Raw genomic sequence first — 19,738 nt, 5'->3', positions numbered from 1 at the left:
TTAAGTTACGGGTTAATAATTAACGGGTTACCGGTAATTATTATTGATGCGCGCTATTTTAAATGAGCCTGGTATATGCTTTCATCAAACCCAAAGAACAAAAAATCGCCGTTTTCGATAACCGGGCGTTTGATCATGCTGGTTTTTTGCTGCAGCATCTGCAGGGCATCATCTTTGGTTTTAAGGCCTTCTTTCACTGCTGGGTCCAGCTGTTTATAGGTAAGCCCCTGCTTGTTCATGAATTTTTCGTAACCGGCTTTGCTATCCCACTCCTGCAATTTTTGTGGGCTGATGCCCAGTTTTTTAAAATCGTGAAATTCGTAAGCTACATTGTTAGCCTTTAACCAGTCGAGTGCTTTTTTTACTGTATTACAATTGGTGATGCCGTAAACTTTCATTGGGAGTATTTATTTTTTTTAGGATTGAGCAGCCGCGAGAAATAACTATTTACTATGATAATGCCCCATTGCAGAAACGACAAATACAGTTACAATACCTTCTTCAACTTTATAAATAAGCCTATCCTTTTGATTGATGCGCCTTGACCAAAATCCGGTAAGTTCATATTTCAATTGTTCGGGACTACCGGTGCCTGTGTATGGAGTCTGCGAAAGCTCGAGTAGTATTTTTTCGATCTTTTTAATGTTTCCTTTATCGCCCGATCTATAATGTTGCTTTAAGTGCTTTTGGGCAAGCTCTTCTATTTTAAGTTTAAACTGCCCCATACATCATTTGGATCAACTTCTGTATAATTGCCGTTTTTGTTAGCTTTTTTCACCATTGCCACAAAATCAGGATCATAAGGACTTGTTTCTACACTAATTTTTAATGCTTTTGCCACTGCCTTTAAAGCTGTTAGTTGCTCTTTATTTTGAGGATGCATTATCAATGTTGTCATATTCAAATTTAATCAATTATATCCAGAGCTAAAAGCGCCAAAATAGATGATACAAAAAATTCTTCTCAGAATGATTGGCTGCACTATTTATTAAATTTTGTCATGGTCAACTCTGTACCAATGGTGGCAAAGCTTTTGATCATTTCTATCGACCTATCTATCAATGCAGGCAACTCTGGCTTTTCGTCGTCATCAAAACCACTCAGTACATAATCTACCTGGCGGCCTTTGGGGTAATTATCGCTCACGCCAAAACGCAGGCGTGCATATTCGTTATTGCCTAAGGTGGCTTCGATATGTTTTAAACCGTTATGGCCTGCGGCGCTGCCCTTAGGCTTCAGGCGCAGGGTACCCAATGGCAGGGCAATATCATCTACTATCACCAGTACATTCTGCACCGGGATCTTTAGTTCCTTCATCCAGTGGTTTAAGGCCTTGCCGCTCAGGTTCATGTAGGTGGTAGGTTTAATTAAGCAAAGGGTGCGGCTTTTATAAGTAACCTCGGTGTAATAAGCCAGGCGCATGTTATAAAACTTTGCCCCCTCCTGCTTTGCCAGCTCATCAAGCACCATAAAACCAATGTTATGCCGCGTATCGGCATACTCGGGCCCAATATTTCCTAAACCAACAATCAGATATTTCATACGCGTGTGTGGGGCAAATATAAATTACTTTTAAATAAGCACCTATAAGATCCTTTTGCACCTGGCAACCAATATGCCCTTATCATACAAAAGCAGGTGGCCTTCTTTATCAATTTTATAGCTTTCGTCCGGCCTTTCCACACTCACATAACCGTCGCCATCCTTCCTGATCTCGGATGCGGCCGGGGTGATCGGCGGGGTATCGTTCAGAATTAAATTTTTGCCTGTAAAAGTTATAGCCTGTATATATACCTTGTGCCCGCTGCTGATCACTTCATAAGCTATCTCTTCGCCTTTGTCGGTTTTAATGGCTTCATCGTGCCAGGCGCCAACCAGTTTGCCCGAATCAACCGCCGCAGGTTTAGCGGCAGGCAATTTAGCAATGGTATCGGTAGCTTTAGTATCGGTTTTGGCAGATCTGTTGCAGGAGGATAAACCTAATGCTGCAATGATAACGATGGCTAAACGGCTTAAATAAGTATGCATGATAAATATTATTTTGAAGCGGCGAAGATACAAAATACCTGAGCAGTCAATTCTGTTTAGCGTGTAAGTTTATAAACCGATGATGTTGTAATATGATTTATAAAAATTATGCAAGCAGCATGGCCGAAGCGAAAAGCAGGAGGGTTGGGGGGAGTAAGGTCGCCCGCTTTGTAAGTTTACTCACCCCGACTACGCTGCGCTGGTCGACCCTCTCTCCGCTGGCGAAGAGAGGGTGAAAAAGTTTCTCCCCAAAAATCTTAAAAAAGCAGGCGTTAAATTTTTCACCCTCTTTCCGCCAAAGGCGAAGAGAGGATGAAAAAGTTTCTCCCAAAAAATCTTAAAAAAGCAGGCGTTAAATTTTTTACCTTCTTTCCGCCGAAGGCGAAGAGAGGGCGGTCGAGCGAAGCGATGACCGGGTGAGTAAATCGCCCGCTTTGTAAGTTTACTCACCCCGACTACGCTGCGCTGGTCGACCCTCTCTCCGCTGGCGCAGAGAGGGTGAAAAAGTTTCTCCCCAAAAATCTTAAAAAAGCAGGCGTTAAATTTTTTACCCTCTTTCTGCCGAAGGCGAAGAGAGGGCGGTCGAGCGAAGCGATGACCAGGTGAGTAAATCGCCCGCTTTGTAAGTTTACTCACCCCGACTACGCTGCGCTGGTCGACCCTCTCTCCGCTGGCGCAGAGAGGGTAAAAAAGTTTCTCCCCAAAAATCTTAAAAAAGCAGGCGTTAAATTTTTTACCCTCTTTCCGCCGAAGGCGAAGAGAGGGCGGTCGAGCGAAGCAATGACCGGGTGAGTAAATCGCCGCATGTGCCGCCAGTGCAAGCGCAGACGCTTGAACTGGCGTAAAGTAGTTCTACCCTCTTTCCGCCGAAGGCGAAGAGAGGGTGGTCGAGCGCAGCGATGACCGGGTGAGTAAATCGCCGACCGTCCGGTTGTTTCTTTTCTCCTCACAAAAGCAGATATTTGAAGCGCTAACCAATTACACTACCTGTTATGAAGTTTCGCAAATTATCGGCAATCCTTGTATTATGCTGTGCAATATCCGCATCGGCACAAACCAAACGTTTAACTTATTGTAACCCGCTTAATCTTGATTATGGTTACACCCCTTTCGAAAACTTTGCAGCCTGGGGCAAGCACCGCGCCACGGCCGACCCAACCGTTACCTTGTTTAAAGGCAATTACTATTTGTTTAGCACCAACCAGTTTGGCTACTGGTGGAGCAGCGATATGCTGAACTGGAAATTTGTATCGCGTAAGTTTGTACGCCCCTACAACGAGGTAAAGGGCGATGAGCTTTGCGCCCCCGGCACTTTGGTTTTGGGCGATACGTTGCTGGTAATTGGGTCTACCTATAACAAAGATTTTACCTTGTGGATGAGCACCGACCCGCGCACCGATACCTGGAAAGCCGCTAAGGACTACTTTAAGGTGGGCGCCTGGGACCCGGGATTGTTTGCCGACGACGATGGCCGCGTGTATATTTATCATGGCAGCAGCAACACCCTGCCCATGTACGAACAGGAGATTGACCGAAAAACCTTTGAGCCCATTGGCCCTAAAAAGGAAATGATCAAACTGGATTGGAAAGAACACGGCTGGGAACGCTTTGGCGAGAATAATGATAACGTATTCCTGACCGGTTTTATGGAAGGCGGCTGGATGAACAAGCACAACGGTAAATACTACCTGCAATATGCAGCCCCCGGTACCGAAGGCCGGGGCTATGGCGACGGCGTTTACGTGGGCGATAAGCCGCTTGGCCCCTTCACTTATCAAAAACATAACCCCTTTAGTTATAAGCCGGGCGGTTTTGCCAAAGGGGCAGGCCACGGGGCCACCTGGGCAGATAAGTATGGCAACTATTGGCACATCAGCACTATGGTGATCAATGTAAAAAACAACTTTGAACGCCGTAACGGCTTTTGGCCGGCGGGTTTTGATCAAGATGGCGTATTATACACCAATACCGCTTACGGCGATTACCCAACTTATTTGGCTACAGGAAAGGAAGACCACCTGAAGAGTAGTTTTACCGGCTGGATGCTGCTGAACTATAATAAACCGGTACAGGTATCGTCAACCCTGGGCGCTTATGTGGCAAATTTGTCGGTTGATGAGGATATTAAAACTTACTGGAGCGCCAAAACGGCTAATAAAGGCGAGTGGCTGCAAACGGACCTGGGCGAGGTAAGTACGGTAAAGGCCATCCAGGTTAACTATGCCGACCAGGATGCTACATTTATGGGTAAATCATTAGGGGTGTACCACCGGTATGTAATCACATCATCTACCGACGGCAAAAACTGGAAGACACTGGTGGATAAAAGTAAAAACAAAACCGATGTACCGCACGATTATATCGAGCTGAAAACCCCGGCAAAAGCCCGCTATTTAAAAATAACCAATCTGCACATGCCAACAGGTAAATTTGCCTTATCGGGCTTTAGGGTGTTTGGTAAAGGGGCGGGTGCCGTACCGGATACCGTAAGGAATTTGATCGTGCTTCGCGGCGATGCCGAGCGCCGCAACTCCTGGATCCGCTGGCGCCAAACCGATAGCGCCGTGGGTTACACCATATACTTTGGCACCGATCCGGATAAATTGTACAACAACATTATGGTGTACAACGTTACTGAGTATTACTTTAACGGAATGGAAAAAGGCCTGCCCTACTACTTCCAGATAGAAGCCTTTAACGAGAATGGGATAAGCAAGCGGACGAAGGTGGTAAAGGTGGACTAAAAAGCGTAGGCACGTGCGATTCCTTCCCCCGGGAAGGAGGAGGAAGGGGTTGTTAAAGCGATAACCCCCTCCCTGCCCTGCCGTTGGGGGGAATAAAAGCTTTGGCTTAAAAATTGTGCGTTTTACAACTCAAACATACAAGCATGCTTAAACTATTATCTGCCTTTATTTTTATCCTGATTATCAGCTTTAATGTTAAAGCCCAAACGCCCGATAGCATCCTAAAGCCATCGCCTGTAAAAACCTTAAGCGATGTACAGTATAATGCTTTATTAAAAGGCGATGACCTGTATAATATGAATGCGGTTGCCGATCTGAACAAATACCCAACGGCAGAACAGGCGCTGGAATATAAAAAGGAGATAGACCTGAGTCCGCAGCAGGTAAAGGCCCTAACCGCGCTTGATACCGAATTGAAGCGTAAAAAGATAGAGATGGGCAACTTTATTGTTGCCAACGAAGTGAAGTTGGATGCCCTTTTCCGCACTAAAAAAATAAACGAAAGCGACCTGATCTTTTATACCAACCGTTATGGGTTATACCAGGGCGAACTGAGGAACGCTATTTTAAAAGCAGCCCTCGCGGCTTATCATTTACTGTCGCCACAGCAGATCACAAAACTCAATAAATTCAAAAAATCATAAATAAACAATATGCCAATTGAATTATTTAATTTAGCGGCCAATAAAATTGTATGAAGATTACATTTGATTTTGAAAAACCACTGGCAGAATTGCAGGGGCAGATAGAAAAGGTGAAGCAGGTTGAAGAGAAGAACAAGCTCGACATGTCGGCCACCGTTGCAGAACTGGAAGCCAAGATGGAAACCATCAAGAAAGAGATTTATGCCAACCTAACCGGATGGCAGAAAGTACAGATCTCCCGCCATCCTGAGCGCCCTTATACCTTGCAGTACCTGGAGCTGATGTGCGATGATTTTATAGAATTACACGGCGACCGCACTGTGGGTGACGACAAGGCGATTATAGGTGGTTTTGGGACGTTAAATGGTCAAACGGTGATGTTCATCGGCCACCAAAAAGGCCGTAATACCAAAGAGCGCCAATACCGCAATTTTGGCATGGCCAACCCCGAAGGTTACCGCAAAGCTTTAAGGCTGATGAAAATGGCCGAGAAGTTTGGCAAGCCCGTAGTTACCCTGATTGATACCCCCGGCGCATTCCCCGGCCTGGAAGCCGAAGAGCGCGGACAGGGCGAAGCCATTGCCCGTAACCTGCTGGAAATGTCGGTACTTAAGGTGCCTGTTATTTGCGTGGTGATAGGCGAAGGTGCATCAGGCGGTGCTTTGGGTATAGGCATTGGCGATAAAGTGCTGATGCTGGATAACTCCTGGTACTCGGTTATTTCCCCGGAAAACTGCTCTACCATCCTGTTCAAAACCTGGGAGCAGAAAGAGCGCGCCGCCGAAATGCTGAAGCTAACCTCGACAGAGATGCTGAAGAACAAACTGATTGACGGTGTGATCAAAGAACCGCTTGGCGGCGCCCATCAAGACCCGGTTGCGATGGCTGCAACGCTTAAAAAACAACTGATAAAAGACCTTAAAATATTGGGCGAACGCAATGTAGACGAACTGGTTGCCGAACGCATCGAAAAATTCTGCAACATGGGCGTTGTAGAAGAAGATTGATCTTTTATCAATAAAAGATAACTGGAAAGCGGCTGATGGCCGCTTTTTTTATGCCGTATTCACGCGTTATTTTGGTTAAATACCTCTATATAAAAAACATGAACATCTGATTATAAACAGATTACAAAATATTCATGGTGTTCACACACGTGAACGTGAACACTTGCCAGCCAAACGGAGCGGAAAGTAAGAAAGCGGCTCATGGCCGCTTTCTTACACTATCAGTTAAGTAATATTATTGCTGTGGTTGCTGCATACCGCCAAACTTGGTACCGTATTCCTTTAGCTGTGCGCTAACCTTGGCGCTCAGGGCATCCTGTTTAAAGTCTTTGGTAAGGGTGATCATACCGTTTAACAACGAAAGCGAAAGCTGCACATCGCGTGTGTTTACACCGGCATCGCTCTTTTGGAAAAGTACGTAGTTAAATTTCAACTGGTCAACCAGGTAATCATCAATCTGTTTAAACAGATCATTGGCCAGCTTGGTTTCGCCCAGGCGGTAAAGGCTTTCTAACATATAATATTTCCTTACAGCCAACTCCGATGATATGATATAACCGGGCATCTCGGCATCATACTTTTTCAGGGTATTTTTTGCCAGGTCCTGGTGGCCTTCTTTTAAAAGATTGTCTGCCAGGGTAGAGAATAAGCGGGTTACCAGCGGGTAAAACAGCGTTAACGATTCATGATCTAAATACTTGGCGGTTTTATAATTGCCGTATTTGTATTTATTGATCATGTTATTATACATCACCAGGGTATTGCTGGCTTCGCCCGGGTTAACCGTGGTATCCGGTTTAAACGGCATCAGGCGCGATGTAAGGCCCTCACTATATAAGTATTTATCAAGGCCCAGCATGTTATCGCTTGGCACGGTGGTGGCAAAATATACCGGGCGTTTCCAGTTGTTATGCGCCAGTATATCCATCATGGCCAGGTTATCTTTGGTTACATATTTGCCGGGATAGGTCCAGTCCATTTCGGGCACTATCAGGTTTCTTTTATCGGCAGATACGGTGCCTCCCTTAATTACATCGTCTGCATTTACCGTTAGCTTAAAGTTTTTGGTTGGCAGGTAATTGGCGCTTTCGCCGCTTTGGTACTGTACCATCGCTTCTTTATTATCTGATGTTAAAAAGTCAAATAATTCCTTCAGTTCGATAGGGCCTGCAACTTTTGCATCGTTATAGTAGATCACATCGCGGATACCTGCTTTAAATTTATCATTCGGCATGCTGATAGGCAGCGGTGCAGACTCATTCATTTTCTGCTTCATCTGGCGGATATACCAATCGGTACCCAGCAAACTTAAATTCACGATACGCACATCCGGGCGAACGCCCTCCACTTCCTGAATGTACCAAAGCGGGTAAGTATCGTTATCGGCGTAAGTAAATAAAATAGCATTTGGCGCGCAGGAGTTTAAATAATCGTAAGCCAGATCATGCGGGGTAAGCTTGGTAGAGCGGTCGTGGTCGTCCCATTCCTGGCTGGCCATTAATACCGGCGCAGCAAGCAGGCAGGCAACCGTTGCTACAATTGCACCTGTTTTAGCATTGATCTTTTTACTCAGCAGGTCGGCAATAAACAGTACGCCCAAACCTATCCAGATGGCAAAGGCGTAGAACGAGCCGGCATAAGCATAATCACGCTCGCGTGGCTGCAGGGGGTCCTGGTTAAGATAAAGCACAATAGCTAAACCGGTAAAAAAGAAGAGTACCACCACTACGCCGGCATCGCGCTGGTTACGTTTAAAGTGATATATCATTCCCAATAAACCAATTATCAGCGGTAAAAAGTATAACCTGTTGTATGATTTGCTTTGGGTAACCGTAGCCGGCAATTCTTTACCAAAGTTAAAACCGCTTAACCAGCTGCCGTCTGCACCCTGCGCAGTTTGCCCGTCCATTTCATTGGCGCGGCCAACAAAATTCCATAAAAAGTAGCGGGTGTACATTTGGGTAACCTGCCAGCTGGTAAAAAAACCGATGTTGGTGGCCATGGTAGGGTGTTCTTCGGGGCCAAGCTGCGACCACATCCTGTAAAACTCGGGGTGACTTGGCTTTTGGCTAAACATCCGCGGGAACAGGGTGTTACGATCATAAACCGTATTTAGCTTTCTGCCGGCAATCTCATAATTCTTATCACCACGGCGGTAAATAGGTGCGCCCTGGGTTTGGTCTATAGCCTGCGAATCAAAATACTCGCCATACATTAAAGGGGTATCGCCGTACTGGTCGCGGTTTAAATAGCTGTTAAGCGCAAAAGCGTCCTGCGGGTCGCTGTTATTTAAATTGGTACCGGCTTTTGCCCGGATAACGATCATCACAAAAGAACTGTAGCCGAACAATATAAATACCGCGCAAATTAAAACACGGTTAAGTGCGGCGCGCCTTTCGCGCACTTTTAAAACATACTCGCATAAGGCCAGTATAGCCACACCGGCTACAAAACCAATAATACCTGCACTGATGGTTAACAGCACAATAAAGCATGCTACAGCTACGCCTAATAATAAGGTAGATGGCTTTATAGTATAATAAATACCGGCAGCCAAAGCCCCGGCTACTAATAAAAAGAATACGATAGCGCCGCTGTCAAAGCCCATACCCAGGGTATTCACAAAAAACAGATCGGAAAAGGCTGCGCCTTTAACCGTAAATTGGATAACACCCCATAATATTAAACCAACGGTAATTACCCCTAATATAAACGACCATAAAGTGCCCGCTGTAGTAACGGCTTTTGCCCTGCGGAAATAAATAATTAAAGCAATAGCCGGGATAACCAGCAGGTTTAACAGGTGGATGCCTATGGACAGGCCCATTACATAGGCAATAAAGATGATCCATTTATCGGCACGGGGCTCATCTGCATGGGCTTCCCATTTTAAGATGGCCCAAAATACAATAGCGGTACAAAGCGATGATTGCGCATAAACTTCCGACTCGACAGCCGAAAACCAGAACGTATCCGACCAGGTATAGGCAAGCGCACCTACCAGGCCCGACCCGATGATGAGGATCAGGTTGGTTTGCGAAATCTCTTCACCTGCCTTAACTACCAGCTTTTTAGCCAGTGCGGTTATCGTCCAGAATAAAAACAGGATGGTTGCACCGCTGGCCAGGGCCGATGCCATGTTGGTAAAGTAGGCCACCTTCATATTGTTACCAAAAGACAACAGCGAAAATACCTTGCCTATCATGGTAAATAAAGGTGCACCCGGCTGGTGGGCTACCTGCATGCGGTAGATACAGGCAATAAATTCGCCGCAATCCCAAAAACTGGTGGAGGGTTCGAGCGTTAAAATGTAGGTTATAGAAGCAATAATGCCGGCTGCCCAGCCAAAAATATTGTTTATTTTATTGTAGTTCATGCTGTTTTTTACAAGCTAAATCAGGTTTACGCAGCCGAAATTAATAAAAACATTACGATGTTGATGTTTTAAACTACAAACCTTAACACTTTTTAACGCATGTTTTGGCTGTAAAAATATTTTAAAACACTTTTTTTATTTTTGCTTTTGAGTTCCGGAAAATCGTCCTATATTTGCATTCCTTTTCGGGATGGCTTACAAACCAAAGGAGATTGCCTGATAGTATAATGGTAGTACGACGGTTTTTGGTACCGTTTGTCTAGGTTCGAATCCTGGTCGGGCAACATAAAAATTTCGGATTTCGAATTTTCAATTTCGGATTTAGTTCTGATAGAAAAATTGAGATCCGATTGTTTTTTATAGGGGTTGATGTACTGGACTAACGATAATGGATCTGATGATCTAAAAATCGTAAATCGTAAATCCAAAATAAGAAGATGCCTTTACAGTTTAATACGGTTAAGCTATTTGCAGGATCGGGTTCTAAAGAACTATCGCAACACATTGCTACATCATACGGGCAGCAGCTTGGCGATGTAGTTTTATCGCGTTTTAGCGATGGCGAATTTCAGCCGCATTTTAATGAAAGTATCCGTGGCTGCGATGTATTTTTGATACAAAGCACCCATCAGCCTACCGATAACCTGATGGAGCTGCTGATGATGATAGATGCCGCACGCCGTGCATCTGCCCATTACATCATCGCAGTTATCCCCTATTTCGGCTTGGCCCGTCAGGATAGGAAGGATAAGCCACGTGTGGCCATCGGTTCAAAACTGGTAGCAAACTTACTGGTAGCCGCAGGCATTAACCGTATTATGACGATGGACCTGCATGCGGCACAGATCCAGGCGTTTTTTGACGTGCCGGTAGATCACCTGGATGCATCCATCATATTTGTACCTTATATTAAAAGCCTTGGTTTAGGTAACTTAACCATTGCATCGCCGGATATGGGCGGCTCTTACCGGGCACGCAGCTTTGCCAAGTTTTTTAATGCCGAAGTTGTTATTTGCGATAAACGCCGCAAGCGCGCAAACGAGATTGAAAGCATGACCATTATTGGTGATGTAACCGACCAGGATATTGTACTGATAGATGATATTTGCGATACGGCCGGTACCCTTGCAAAAGCTGCAGGCCTGATTATGGAGCGTGGCGCACGCAGCGTACGCGCCGTTTGTACGCACCCGGTTTTATCAGGGAAGGCATACGAAACTATCGAGAACTCGGCACTGACCGAACTGATTGTGACAGACACCATACCTTTGAAACAGGCCAGCCCTAAAATAAAGGTACTAACCACTGCCGACCTGTTTGCAAAAGCAATAAGCAACGTAAACGAACATGGCTCGATAAGCCAGTTGTTTAAGGTAGATTAAAGAGTTGATAGTCTATGGCCGATAGTCCATAGATAATAAAGACAATAAGTAGCTTCTTTAAGCCCCTCTCTTTTGGAGAGAGGTTGGGGAGAGGCCTTAAAAATATCCATACCATGTTGGTGTGGCTTTGAATAATAAATACATAATGAAATCAATTGCTATTAGCGGTTCTCCAAGAGAGAACGTAGGGAAAAGAGACGCTAAAGAACTGCGTTACCAGGGCTTAGTGCCGGCAGTACTTTATGGTGGGCCTACACAAACCCACTTTGCAGTGTCCGCAGCTGATTTGAGAGCCGTAGTTTATACTCCGGTTGTTCATTTCATCGACATTGACGTTGCTGGTGTTAAATCACAGGCTATTATTAAAGATATGCAGTTCCACCCGTTAACGGAACAACTTATCCACATCGACTTTTTATTGTTAGATGAAAACAAACCGGTAACTATCGAGATCCCTGTAAAATTAACAGGTACCTCTCCGGGTGTTAAAGTGGGTGGTAAATTAGTTCAGAAACTAAGGAAACTGCGTGTTAAAGCATTGCCAAAAGATCACCTGGATAACATCGAAGTGAGCATCGAGGCGCTTGAAGTTGGTAAATCAGTAAAGGTTAACGAAATTAAATTGCCAAACCTTACCATTACCAATGCACAGGAAGATACCATCGTATCTGTAACTACCTCACGTGCGTTACGCCAGGCAGAGCAAGAAGCTGCTTCAGGTAAAAAATAATTTGTAGTAATACCGGTTATGGTGTAATTACACTCATTACAGCGATAGGTTTTCCTATCGCTGTTTTTTTGTGATAAAATTTTGATGTGAAACGATAAAGAATATTTTTGAACGTATTCAATTCATGTTCATAAATAACTGCTATGAAAGCTTTTAACCTCATCTTCGCCGTTTTATTTATTGCATTTGCCGCATTACAATATAACGACCCCGACCCTTATATCTGGATGCCTATTTACCTGTATAGCGCGGCCCTGTGTTACATGGCATTTAAAGGCAGGTTTTACCCAAAAGCTTACCTGTTCGGTATAGCTATTTATTCGGCATACGCAGCTTACCTGTTTTTTGATAAAACCGGTGTACTTAGCTGGCTAACGCAGCACCATGCCGAAAGTATGGTACAAACCATGCAGGCTCAAAAACCCTGGATAGAAGAAAGCCGGGAGTTTTTTGGGCTGGTGATACTTATAGCTGTATTAACGATAAATCACGTTTATGATAGCCGGCGCGTCAAAAACAGCAGGCAACTATAATCAGTAACCATTAACGTATATCTATACGGCTAACCGTTATTTGTGATTCTTGTTCCAGCCTATCTTCATTTTGCCGTTCTCTTCGTGTGCGCGGATGTGCAGTACAATACCCTTGTAACGTTTTTTAGCTAATTCGGCTTTATCAGTTATCAGGCTATCCTTGCCCGGGTTGCGCAGCGGTATATCCAATGCAATATCAGTGCCTTTGGTTAAGCCATAAACACCAGCCACATCAATATTTAACACGCTGCTGCTTATCTCCAAAGGTTTTATAGTGATCATATCGCCATTAACAACAAAGTGCCCGTCCAGCTTGGGGATAGATATGTTTTTTACATCCCTGAAAGGGAACGCAAACCTGCCCACATTCACCAATGGTTTAAAATCAATTAAAGCAGCGTTACGCAGGCTAAGGTCTAAATTTCCATTCAGGGAGCGCGGCACCAGGTCGCCGGCATCGGTTACACCACCGGTTATACTTGTTTTGGCAGACAGATACCCTTTTAAGTTTTCGTAAGTAAAATCTTTTAAACCAAAATTGTTAAAAGCCATAAAAAACTCGCGCATGTTTACATTGCTTACCACCGTATTTAAAGCAAACCTGTTTAACGAATTTCCCTGCATCATTTTACCGTTCATCTTCAAATATCCGTTTGCATGCTTTAAACCAACGTTCTGTATAATAATACCATCATCCGTTGTCAGCAGGTCGGCAGTGGCATCTGTAGCCAAAAATTTGCGGTAATACACCTTATTTACTTTCAAATGCATTTCGGCTTTGCCGCGTGCCAGCACATTGCTCAATTGGTCTACCACGTTGCCGCTGTTAGCCTGGCTTTTTTTGGCAGGCGCAGTTTTACGCTGTGCTAAAAAGCCCAAAAACTCTGCTAAATGCAATTCGGGGCTGCGTATCTGCCAGGTAAGTAAGATCTTTTCGGGGGCGTTATAATACAGGTTCAAAAAATTGTTTACCCTCCCCTCCATATTAACGATGCTTTGCCCGGTTTGCAGCCTAATGTTATTCAGCACCAGGTCATTCCCCACAAAGTTTAAGGATATGGAGTTGTTTTTAAGTTTAAGGTTACGCGGCAGGTAATATATGTCGGTATTTTTTAAATGGATGGCCCCTTTGATTACCGGTTTATTTATTTTGTAATTAACCACATCGGCCGTGTATCTTACATTAATATCCGCCTCGCCGTTACTGAATTTGGCTACATCATCCTGCAAAAAATAGTTAAGATCTGCCGCCGGGAAGTTTGATTTAAAATTACCCGTGGCAATAGGCTTTTCCAGGTTTATGATACTGCCGGTATCAATAGTAAACGGCAAATGGTTGTAGGTACCCTTTAGCCCTATCAGCTTTATGGCCGAATTATCATCCCCAAAGCCTTTATCTTTTATATAATTATTAGTAAACACACCATTAAAGCTGCAACTATCCAGTTCGGCACCCGGAATGGTTATTTTGCTATCTTTTACTTTGGCTGTTACATACAATTTGGGCCCGCCATCGGTACCGCCAAAGCTACCGTCGATATTACAGGTAACATCCATTGGTTTGCTGATGTTAAACTGGTTTAGCACGGTAGTGATATTAGGCGCAAGCAATGCCGAAGCCCTGCGCCACATGATCTGGTCGGCAACAATATTGATGGTAAAATGCGGTGACGGTTTATCAGCAGTGGCAAAAACAGCGTTGATCTTAAACGGATCTTTGCCGATATTTAAAGGCAGTACCGATATATTTACCTTACCGGTTTTTTCATTATAACCGGCAACAAAATCGCCTTCCAGCTGCTGGTTTTTAATAAAACTACCGCGCAGGCTGTTAAAGGCCATACTTTTTGCCAGCACATCCAGGTGGAAATTTGCCCGCCAGCCGCTATCCGGGTAGGTCATCTTCCCCTTAAGCTCATTTACTGCAAAGTTAAAAAGCTTGTGTGCCTTGCGGTCGTCAACCGTAAAGGTAACATTGCTCAGGCTAAACTTTTTTAATTGGGTAGATGAACTGCTTTCTGACGGATTATCCTTTACTTTCTTATTATCCTTTTTAAAAACCGCCGTGTTACTGTACCCGGTACTATCTGTAAACAGATCTATCGCAGCGCTGCGGATATCGATATGGTTAATATCTATCGTGCCTTTAAAAAGGGCCATGGTATTGATAGATACGCTAAAATCTTTTGCATTTAGTAAGGTATGCTGATGGCGGCTATATTGCTTATCGCGCACAATAACATCTTGCAGCGTAAGCGATACATCCGGGAAACCCCTAAAAAAGTTTGGCTTCATATCGCCAATAACCAGGGTGCCGTCTACACTTTTGTCAAGCTGTTCGTTCACCATTTTAAGCACTTTGGCTTTATTAAAAGTGATGTATAAAGTAGCACCAACCAATATCAGTACAATGAGTAGTACAAGACCGGCAAATATCTTCAGAGAAATTTTTAACCACTTAGGCATATCAACAGTTTACAGGTAAATACTTAAACTACTTATTTTGTTTGCTTTGTAAAAAATTGATTGCTTTTAGAGTTGCATCGCTGTTAACCGAAACGTATTTTGGCATTTAATTTCATTGGATAAAAAAACCATTTTATTACCCCAACAAGCAGCCGCCATGAACCCGAAGGTTGATTTTTATTTTAATAAAGCCCAAAAATGGCAGCAAGAGATTGCGCAATTAAGAACAATTGTACTTGCCTGCGGGCTTACCGAAGAATTGAAGTGGGGCTGCCCCTGCTACACCCATGCACAAAGTAATATTGTACTGATACATGTATTTAAAGATTACTGCGCGCTTTTATTTTTTAAAGGTGCGCTGTTAAATAATACCAACGGGATACTGGTGCAACAAACAGAAAATGTACAGGCCGCCCGCCAGATAAGGTTTACCGGTATTGAAGAAATAACTGAAAGAAAAGCCATGCTTAAAGCCCATATTTTTGAAGCTGTTGAGGTGGAAAAAGCAGGGTTAAAAGTAGCAATGAAAAATACCGCGGCGTTTAGCATACCCGAAGAATTTAAGCATAAGCTGGATGAAATGCCCACCCTTAAAACCGCATTTGAAGCTTTAACACCGGGGCGGCAAAGGGCATATCTGTTGCATTTTGCTACTCCCAAGCAATCTAAAACCCGCCAGGAAAGAATTGCAAAACAGATTCCCCGGATACTGCATGGCAAAGGGTTAAATGATGCGTAATGATGTTTACCGGCTTGTAACTGTTTAAATAGCATCCTCCCCCTCAACAGATAAATCCCTATATTAGCCAACAAATAACCATGGCTGATACCGCCCCCATATTACGTACTGTTAACGTTACCCGCTATGTTACCCCATTGCGCGAGGGCGGCTCGCTGCCTGCCATTGCCGAAGCCGATGACGGTTTTTTGTACGTACTTAAATTCAGGGGTGCCGGGCAGGGGCCAAAAGCGCTTATTGCCGACCTGATAGGTGGCGAGATAGCCCTGAAACTTGGCTTTAAGGTACCCGAACTGGTATTTGCCAACCTGGACGAAGCCTTTGGCCGCACCGAACCCGACGAAGAGATACAAGACCTGCTTAAATTTAGCGTAGGCCTTAACCTGGCGCTGCATTACCTTTCGGGCTCTATTACGTTCGACCCTACCGTTACTTTTGTAACCACAGAAACGGCATCGCAGATAGTTTGGCTGGACGCCCTGCTGATGAATGTAGACCGCACCGCCCGTAACACCAATATGCTAATGTTTAACCGCGAGCTTTGGCTGATAGACCACGGCGCTGCTCTGTATTTTCACCACAGCATGGAGAACTGGGAAGAACAGGCCAAGCGCCCTTTTGTACAGATAAAAGACCATGTACTGCTGCGCAAAGCAATCGAACTGGAGGCCGCCGATCAGAAGTTCAAAGCCCTGTTAACCCCCGGATTTATACAAGATGTTGTTAACCTGATACCCGATGCCTGGTTAACCGACCGCTCTTTTGAAACAGAAGATGAACAGCGGCAGATCTACGCCAAATTTCTGAACACCCGATTAGCTAACTCGAATATTTTTGTAACCGAAGCGCAAAATGCAAGACAAGCACTTATTTGAGTACGCCGTAATACGCGTTGTGCCCAGGGTAGAGCGCGAGGAGTTTCTGAACGTAGGGGTGATACTGCTATGCAGCAAACAAAAATTTTTAAAGATGCTGTATCATCTTGACAGGGAACGCCTGCAGGTATTCGCCAAAGAACTGGATATGGAGGCGTTGGAAGAAAACCTGCGCTCGTTTCAGCGGATAGCCCTTGGCGGTATAGATGCCGGGCCAATAGGCGAGCTGGATGCTGCATCGCGTTTCAGGTGGTTAACGGCTACACGCAGTACGGTAGTGCAAACCTCAAAAGTGCATCCTGGTTTTTGCGGTAATGGCGATGATACGCTTGGCCGCTTATATAATCAATTGGTTTTGCAGTAACATCAGTGTGCGCCATTCAACGTTGATATCACTTCGCCTTTTTCGCCCAGGGTTTGTATTAAGGGCCGGTTTAAGCTATCGATAAATATTTTTAAACGTAACCTACCTTTGCCGTCGCTTAAAAATAAGCCTGTTTGCCCTGCTTTATTTCTGCCTAAAAACAATCGTTCGGTACCCAGGTAGCCTTTGGCCTTTAATCGGGCTACTTCTTCGCGGTATGCTTTTGTGCCCTCTTTCATATTCAACGAATCAAAGTGACTGATCAATCTGCCTGCTGTAAAGTCGTCGCTCCGGTCCCAAAGTTTAAACCCGTAACTCTTGCTCTTTTTATCTTCGTTATCCTGGCTATACTGCAACTGCATAATCTGGTCGTTCTTAAATTGGTCTACAGAGTAAGCCATACCGGCTTCTTTTTTATTACCGCTATAGATCAGGCCGCCGCATTCGTCCCCGTCATCGTTAAAAAATATCATCCCGGCGTCGCGCTCTCTTTTAGAAAGGGTTTTACCGTCAATAATTCCCGGATGCTGCTTTTGTTTATTGCTGATAACCATGCGCAGCTTGCCGTTACCATCAACAATATTTAACCTTTGCAAGGTTAGCTCCGTAGCGGTGCTTTCTCCTGTGTTGAATAACTTTATCCCAAAAATTACAATTATTACAATCAACACGCCTAAAATTATTTTCAGGGTTTTAATTTGCTTTGCAAGTTGCTCTGTTGTAGCCATATATAAATCAGTTATGGAAATAATCACTTATTTATATCAGACAATATAAAACAGAACTTGTTTATGCCTTATGCAATTTAGAGTTTATATTAACCATTTATGTGGCAATAGCAAATTACAACGGGGCGTATAAAATTCAAATCATATCTATAAATTAGCCTTACCCAATTATAAATCCATCCTTATGTTTTATTTTACCAGCCTAAAAACATTTGTATTTTGCCTTGTATGCCTCTATTTTACACAAGCGGCATCAGCACAAAATGCTTCTGCACCTCAATTTAAAGTGATCGCTTTTTATACCGGTAAGGAAGACCAGGCCCATATCAGCTTTGTGCAAGAGGCGGGTAAATGGTTCCCGGCAATGGCCAAAAAGTATAATTTTACTTATGATGCTACCAATAACTGGGGCAACCTTAACACTAATTACCTGGCAAACTATCAAGTGGTGATATTTTTAGATACCCGCCCGGAAGATCCCTTACAACGCGCGGCATTTGAAAAATACATGAAGAGCGGCGGCGCCTGGATGGGGTTCCACTTTGCGGCGTTTGCCTTAAATCAATCTGCCGTGCCGCAAAACTGGGATTGGTACCATAATACCTTTTTGGGTTCTGGCCAATATGGCAGCAACACCTGGCGGCCTACATCAGCCGTTTTAAAGGTAGAAAACAGTGCTCACCCAGCCATGAAAGGGCAGGCAGCAACCTTTAAGGCATCGCCAAATGAATGGTACCGCTGGGAAAAAGATTTAACCAAGAATCCCGATATCCAAATCATGGCATCGATAGACCCGGCAAGCTTTCCATTAGGTACAGGCCCCAAGCAAAGCGAGATCTGGCATAGCGGTTATTACCCGGTGGTTTGGACCAACAAAAACTACAAAATGATCTACTTTAACATGGGCCATAACGATATTGACTACGAGCACCACACTAATAAAGATCTGTCGCACACCTTTGGTAACCCCGCAGAAGATAAACTCATCTTAAATGCCCTGCTATGGCTGGGCGGCTCAAAGTAACTATATTATACGCTATCCTCATTTTTGATGCCTTTTAGCAGGGCATAAATAGCCATAGCATGGCCGTGGCCTAATTCAAAATCTGTTTTAAGCCAGTTGGTGATATCGCTGGCTTTAACAGCCAGTTCGCCATTTTTGGTGAAACCCTTTTCGGCAGCCATAGCCCTAAAATCTGCCGGGCCTTTACCCGTTTTTTGTTTGATGGTTGTTAAGTATGCCTGGAATGACATCGTGCTATTTTTTAATGGTATAAACAAATTTACATCATTGATGAAACCTAATGAAGTATATAAACGACTATTTAAGGGCTATTAGCGACATACCGCAAAAAAAAACGGGCAACCATAAATGGCCACCCGTTTCATCACTCAATCACTCACAAAAAATTATCCGGCAGTTGGGGCTTTAGGGCCTCTCCTGTTCTTCATCTTTTCTTTCATCTGGGCTTTAAGCTCCGTATAGTTCTTTAACTGGTCTGCAGTAAAAACTGCTTTCAATTCACCGTCTGTTTGCGTTAATATAGCTTTACGGCTCTGGTGGTTTGCTTTACGGTCGGTTGTTGATCGGTTTGCTTTTAAGCTATCCATCTGCGTAGCACGTTTTAATAAAATCGTGTTCACCTTAGCATACTGGTCCTCAGATAAGCTTAATTTTTGCTGCAACACTTTCGACATCCGCTGTGCTTTTTGCGCCGGTGCTACCGCTTTACGGTCGCCGCGGTTACCATGCATCCTGCCTTTAAAATTTGCTTTTAAAGCTGCGTACTTTGTTTGCTGGTCGGCATTCAATACTGTTTTTAAGCCGGCATCAGTATTGGCCATAATAGCTTTGCGGCTTTGCATGGTTGCTTTACGGTCTGTGCCTTTAGTTGCTTTCAGGCTATCCATACTGGCAGCACTTTTAGCGAAAATGGCCTTTACTTTTGCAGACTGATCTGCAGACAGCGCCAGGTTCTTAGTTAACATCGCTGTTCTATGCTCGGCTTTCTGCTCTGGAGTTTTGTGTACCCTTTGGGTTTGTGCCTGGGCAAATACCGCTGTACCTGCCAGGAAGGTTATCATCAATAATATCTTTTTCATGTTTTAATTTATTTTGATG

20 protein-coding genes and 1 tRNA gene are annotated in these 19,738 nt (G+C 44.2%); 11 read left to right on the top strand and 10 right to left on the bottom strand.

Going from position 1 to position 19,738, the window contains the following annotated elements; genetic code table 11:
- Positions 1-53: 53 nt before the first annotated feature.
- From E2R65_RS06775 to E2R65_RS06755, 5 genes are all read right to left on the bottom strand, one after another.
- On the bottom strand, positions 54-398 hold the full coding sequence (locus E2R65_RS06775; RefSeq protein WP_134335727.1) for a Spx/MgsR family RNA polymerase-binding regulatory protein: 345 nt from the start codon (positions 396-398) through the stop codon (positions 54-56).
- A 45-nt stretch (positions 399-443) separates the two neighbouring features.
- Positions 444-725, bottom strand: coding sequence for a Txe/YoeB family addiction module toxin (locus tag E2R65_RS06770; protein WP_134335726.1), 282 nt, complete (start codon positions 723-725; stop codon positions 444-446).
- The gene (locus tag E2R65_RS06765) at positions 701-898 is read right to left on the bottom strand and encodes a DUF2683 family protein (RefSeq protein WP_134335725.1); all 198 of its coding nucleotides are present in this window, start codon (positions 896-898) and stop codon (positions 701-703) included. Before E2R65_RS06765 ends, E2R65_RS06770 begins: the two co-directional genes overlap by 25 nt.
- Positions 899-981: 83 nt before the next feature.
- On the bottom strand, positions 982-1,542 hold the full coding sequence (gene pth / locus E2R65_RS06760) for an aminoacyl-tRNA hydrolase (protein WP_134335724.1): 561 nt from the start codon (positions 1,540-1,542) through the stop codon (positions 982-984).
- A gap of 42 nt (positions 1,543-1,584) precedes the next feature.
- Positions 1,585-2,028 carry a hypothetical protein gene (locus E2R65_RS06755; RefSeq protein ID WP_134335723.1) on the bottom strand — a complete coding sequence of 148 codons (444 nt, stop codon included), beginning with the start codon at positions 2,026-2,028 and terminating at the stop codon, positions 1,585-1,587.
- Between the two features lie 992 nt (positions 2,029-3,020).
- Here E2R65_RS06755 and E2R65_RS06750 point away from each other — a divergent pair.
- The 3 genes from E2R65_RS06750 (at position 3,021) to E2R65_RS06740 (ending at position 6,423) form a co-directional block, all read left to right on the top strand.
- Entirely contained in the window at positions 3,021-4,772 is a 1,752-nt protein-coding gene (locus E2R65_RS06750) for a family 43 glycosylhydrolase (protein WP_134335722.1), read from the top strand.
- Positions 4,773-4,915: 143 nt separating this feature from the next.
- Complete coding sequence (locus tag E2R65_RS06745; RefSeq protein WP_134335721.1) at positions 4,916-5,416, top strand: hypothetical protein; 501 nt, start codon at positions 4,916-4,918, stop codon at positions 5,414-5,416.
- A 50-nt stretch (positions 5,417-5,466) separates the two neighbouring features.
- Positions 5,467-6,423, top strand: a complete 957-nt coding sequence (locus tag E2R65_RS06740; RefSeq protein ID WP_134335720.1) for an acetyl-CoA carboxylase carboxyltransferase subunit alpha — start codon at positions 5,467-5,469, stop codon at positions 6,421-6,423.
- Positions 6,424-6,658: 235 nt separating this feature from the next.
- On the opposite strand, the gene E2R65_RS06735 is transcribed toward E2R65_RS06740, so the two are convergent.
- Entirely contained in the window at positions 6,659-9,799 is a 3,141-nt protein-coding gene (locus E2R65_RS06735) for a glycosyltransferase family 117 protein (protein WP_134335719.1), read from the bottom strand.
- 213 nt (positions 9,800-10,012) lie between these two features.
- Between E2R65_RS06735 and E2R65_RS06730 the strand changes: the two genes are divergently transcribed.
- The 4 genes from E2R65_RS06730 (at position 10,013) to E2R65_RS06715 (ending at position 12,444) form a co-directional block, all read left to right on the top strand.
- Positions 10,013-10,083 (top strand) — tRNA-Gln (locus tag E2R65_RS06730).
- A 153-nt stretch (positions 10,084-10,236) separates the two neighbouring features.
- Positions 10,237-11,181, top strand: a complete 945-nt coding sequence (locus E2R65_RS06725) for a ribose-phosphate pyrophosphokinase (RefSeq protein ID WP_134335718.1) — start codon at positions 10,237-10,239, stop codon at positions 11,179-11,181.
- A 145-nt stretch (positions 11,182-11,326) separates the two neighbouring features.
- Positions 11,327-11,911, top strand: coding sequence for a 50S ribosomal protein L25/general stress protein Ctc (locus E2R65_RS06720; protein WP_134335717.1), 585 nt, complete (start codon positions 11,327-11,329; stop codon positions 11,909-11,911).
- 143 nt (positions 11,912-12,054) lie between these two features.
- Positions 12,055-12,444, top strand: coding sequence for a transmembrane 220 family protein (locus tag E2R65_RS06715; protein ID WP_134335716.1), 390 nt, complete (start codon positions 12,055-12,057; stop codon positions 12,442-12,444).
- A 36-nt stretch (positions 12,445-12,480) separates the two neighbouring features.
- Here E2R65_RS06715 and E2R65_RS06710 read toward each other — a convergent pair whose 3' ends face one another.
- Positions 12,481-14,910, bottom strand: coding sequence for an AsmA family protein (locus tag E2R65_RS06710; RefSeq protein ID WP_134335715.1), 2,430 nt, complete (start codon positions 14,908-14,910; stop codon positions 12,481-12,483).
- 115 nt (positions 14,911-15,025) lie between these two features.
- Here E2R65_RS06710 and E2R65_RS06705 point away from each other — a divergent pair, with 115 nt between their 5' ends.
- From E2R65_RS06705 to E2R65_RS06695, 3 genes are all read left to right on the top strand, one after another.
- The gene (locus E2R65_RS06705) at positions 15,026-15,649 is read left to right on the top strand and encodes a YdeI/OmpD-associated family protein (RefSeq protein ID WP_240043111.1); all 624 of its coding nucleotides are present in this window, start codon (positions 15,026-15,028) and stop codon (positions 15,647-15,649) included.
- Between the two features lie 80 nt (positions 15,650-15,729).
- Entirely contained in the window at positions 15,730-16,524 is a 795-nt protein-coding gene (locus tag E2R65_RS06700) for a HipA family kinase (RefSeq protein WP_134335713.1), read from the top strand.
- A complete protein-coding gene (locus E2R65_RS06695) occupies positions 16,502-16,888 on the top strand; it encodes a DUF3037 domain-containing protein (protein ID WP_134335712.1) in 387 nt (128 codons plus the stop codon). Before E2R65_RS06700 ends, E2R65_RS06695 begins: the two co-directional genes overlap by 23 nt.
- 2 nt (positions 16,889-16,890) lie before the next feature.
- Here E2R65_RS06695 and E2R65_RS06690 read toward each other — a convergent pair whose 3' ends face one another.
- The gene (locus E2R65_RS06690; RefSeq protein ID WP_134335711.1) at positions 16,891-17,616 is read right to left on the bottom strand and encodes a hypothetical protein; all 726 of its coding nucleotides are present in this window, start codon (positions 17,614-17,616) and stop codon (positions 16,891-16,893) included.
- A gap of 184 nt (positions 17,617-17,800) precedes the next feature.
- Between E2R65_RS06690 and E2R65_RS06685 the strand changes: the two genes are divergently transcribed.
- Positions 17,801-18,640, top strand: coding sequence for a ThuA domain-containing protein (locus tag E2R65_RS06685; protein WP_134335710.1), 840 nt, complete (start codon positions 17,801-17,803; stop codon positions 18,638-18,640).
- 5 nt (positions 18,641-18,645) lie between these two features.
- Here the strand turns inward: E2R65_RS06685 and E2R65_RS06680 are convergent, their stop codons facing one another.
- Entirely contained in the window at positions 18,646-18,870 is a 225-nt protein-coding gene (locus E2R65_RS06680; RefSeq protein ID WP_134335709.1) for a DUF4287 domain-containing protein, read from the bottom strand.
- Positions 18,871-19,026: 156 nt separating this feature from the next.
- Entirely contained in the window at positions 19,027-19,719 is a 693-nt protein-coding gene (locus E2R65_RS06675; protein WP_134335708.1) for a hypothetical protein, read from the bottom strand.
- Between the last annotated feature and the right edge of the window lie 19 nt (positions 19,720-19,738).

The organism is Mucilaginibacter phyllosphaerae (assembly GCF_004378255.1).
Classification (GTDB): domain Bacteria; phylum Bacteroidota; class Bacteroidia; order Sphingobacteriales; family Sphingobacteriaceae; genus Mucilaginibacter; species Mucilaginibacter phyllosphaerae.
This window is presented reverse-complemented; position numbering and strand designations above follow the sequence as displayed.

Bases quoted from the DNA above. Each gene is read 5' to 3' on its own strand.
- E2R65_RS06690 (WP_134335711.1), bottom strand. From the start codon at position 17,616: ATGGCTACAACAGAGCAACTTGCAAAGCAAATTAAAACCCTGAAAATA.
- E2R65_RS06745 (WP_134335721.1), top strand. From the start codon at position 4,916: ATGCTTAAACTATTATCTGCCTTTATTTTTATCCTGATTATCAGCTTT.
- E2R65_RS06740 (WP_134335720.1), top strand. From the start codon at position 5,467: ATGAAGATTACATTTGATTTTGAAAAACCACTGGCAGAATTGCAGGGG.
- E2R65_RS06695 (WP_134335712.1), top strand. From the start codon at position 16,502: ATGCAAGACAAGCACTTATTTGAGTACGCCGTAATACGCGTTGTGCCC.
- E2R65_RS06680 (WP_134335709.1), bottom strand. From the start codon at position 18,870: ATGTCATTCCAGGCATACTTAACAACCATCAAACAAAAAACGGGTAAA.
- E2R65_RS06755 (WP_134335723.1), bottom strand. From the start codon at position 2,028: ATGCATACTTATTTAAGCCGTTTAGCCATCGTTATCATTGCAGCATTA.
- E2R65_RS06685 (WP_134335710.1), top strand. From the start codon at position 17,801: ATGTTTTATTTTACCAGCCTAAAAACATTTGTATTTTGCCTTGTATGC.
- E2R65_RS06715 (WP_134335716.1), top strand. From the start codon at position 12,055: ATGAAAGCTTTTAACCTCATCTTCGCCGTTTTATTTATTGCATTTGCC.
- E2R65_RS06725 (WP_134335718.1), top strand. From the start codon at position 10,237: ATGCCTTTACAGTTTAATACGGTTAAGCTATTTGCAGGATCGGGTTCT.
- E2R65_RS06765 (WP_134335725.1), bottom strand. From the start codon at position 898: ATGACAACATTGATAATGCATCCTCAAAATAAAGAGCAACTAACAGCT.
- pth (WP_134335724.1), bottom strand. From the start codon at position 1,542: ATGAAATATCTGATTGTTGGTTTAGGAAATATTGGGCCCGAGTATGCC.
- E2R65_RS06775 (WP_134335727.1), bottom strand. From the start codon at position 398: ATGAAAGTTTACGGCATCACCAATTGTAATACAGTAAAAAAAGCACTC.
- E2R65_RS06675 (WP_134335708.1), bottom strand. From the start codon at position 19,719: ATGAAAAAGATATTATTGATGATAACCTTCCTGGCAGGTACAGCGGTA.
- E2R65_RS06770 (WP_134335726.1), bottom strand. From the start codon at position 725: ATGGGGCAGTTTAAACTTAAAATAGAAGAGCTTGCCCAAAAGCACTTA.
- E2R65_RS06710 (WP_134335715.1), bottom strand. From the start codon at position 14,910: ATGCCTAAGTGGTTAAAAATTTCTCTGAAGATATTTGCCGGTCTTGTA.
- E2R65_RS06720 (WP_134335717.1), top strand. From the start codon at position 11,327: ATGAAATCAATTGCTATTAGCGGTTCTCCAAGAGAGAACGTAGGGAAA.
- E2R65_RS06735 (WP_134335719.1), bottom strand. From the start codon at position 9,799: ATGAACTACAATAAAATAAACAATATTTTTGGCTGGGCAGCCGGCATT.
- E2R65_RS06700 (WP_134335713.1), top strand. From the start codon at position 15,730: ATGGCTGATACCGCCCCCATATTACGTACTGTTAACGTTACCCGCTAT.
- E2R65_RS06750 (WP_134335722.1), top strand. From the start codon at position 3,021: ATGAAGTTTCGCAAATTATCGGCAATCCTTGTATTATGCTGTGCAATA.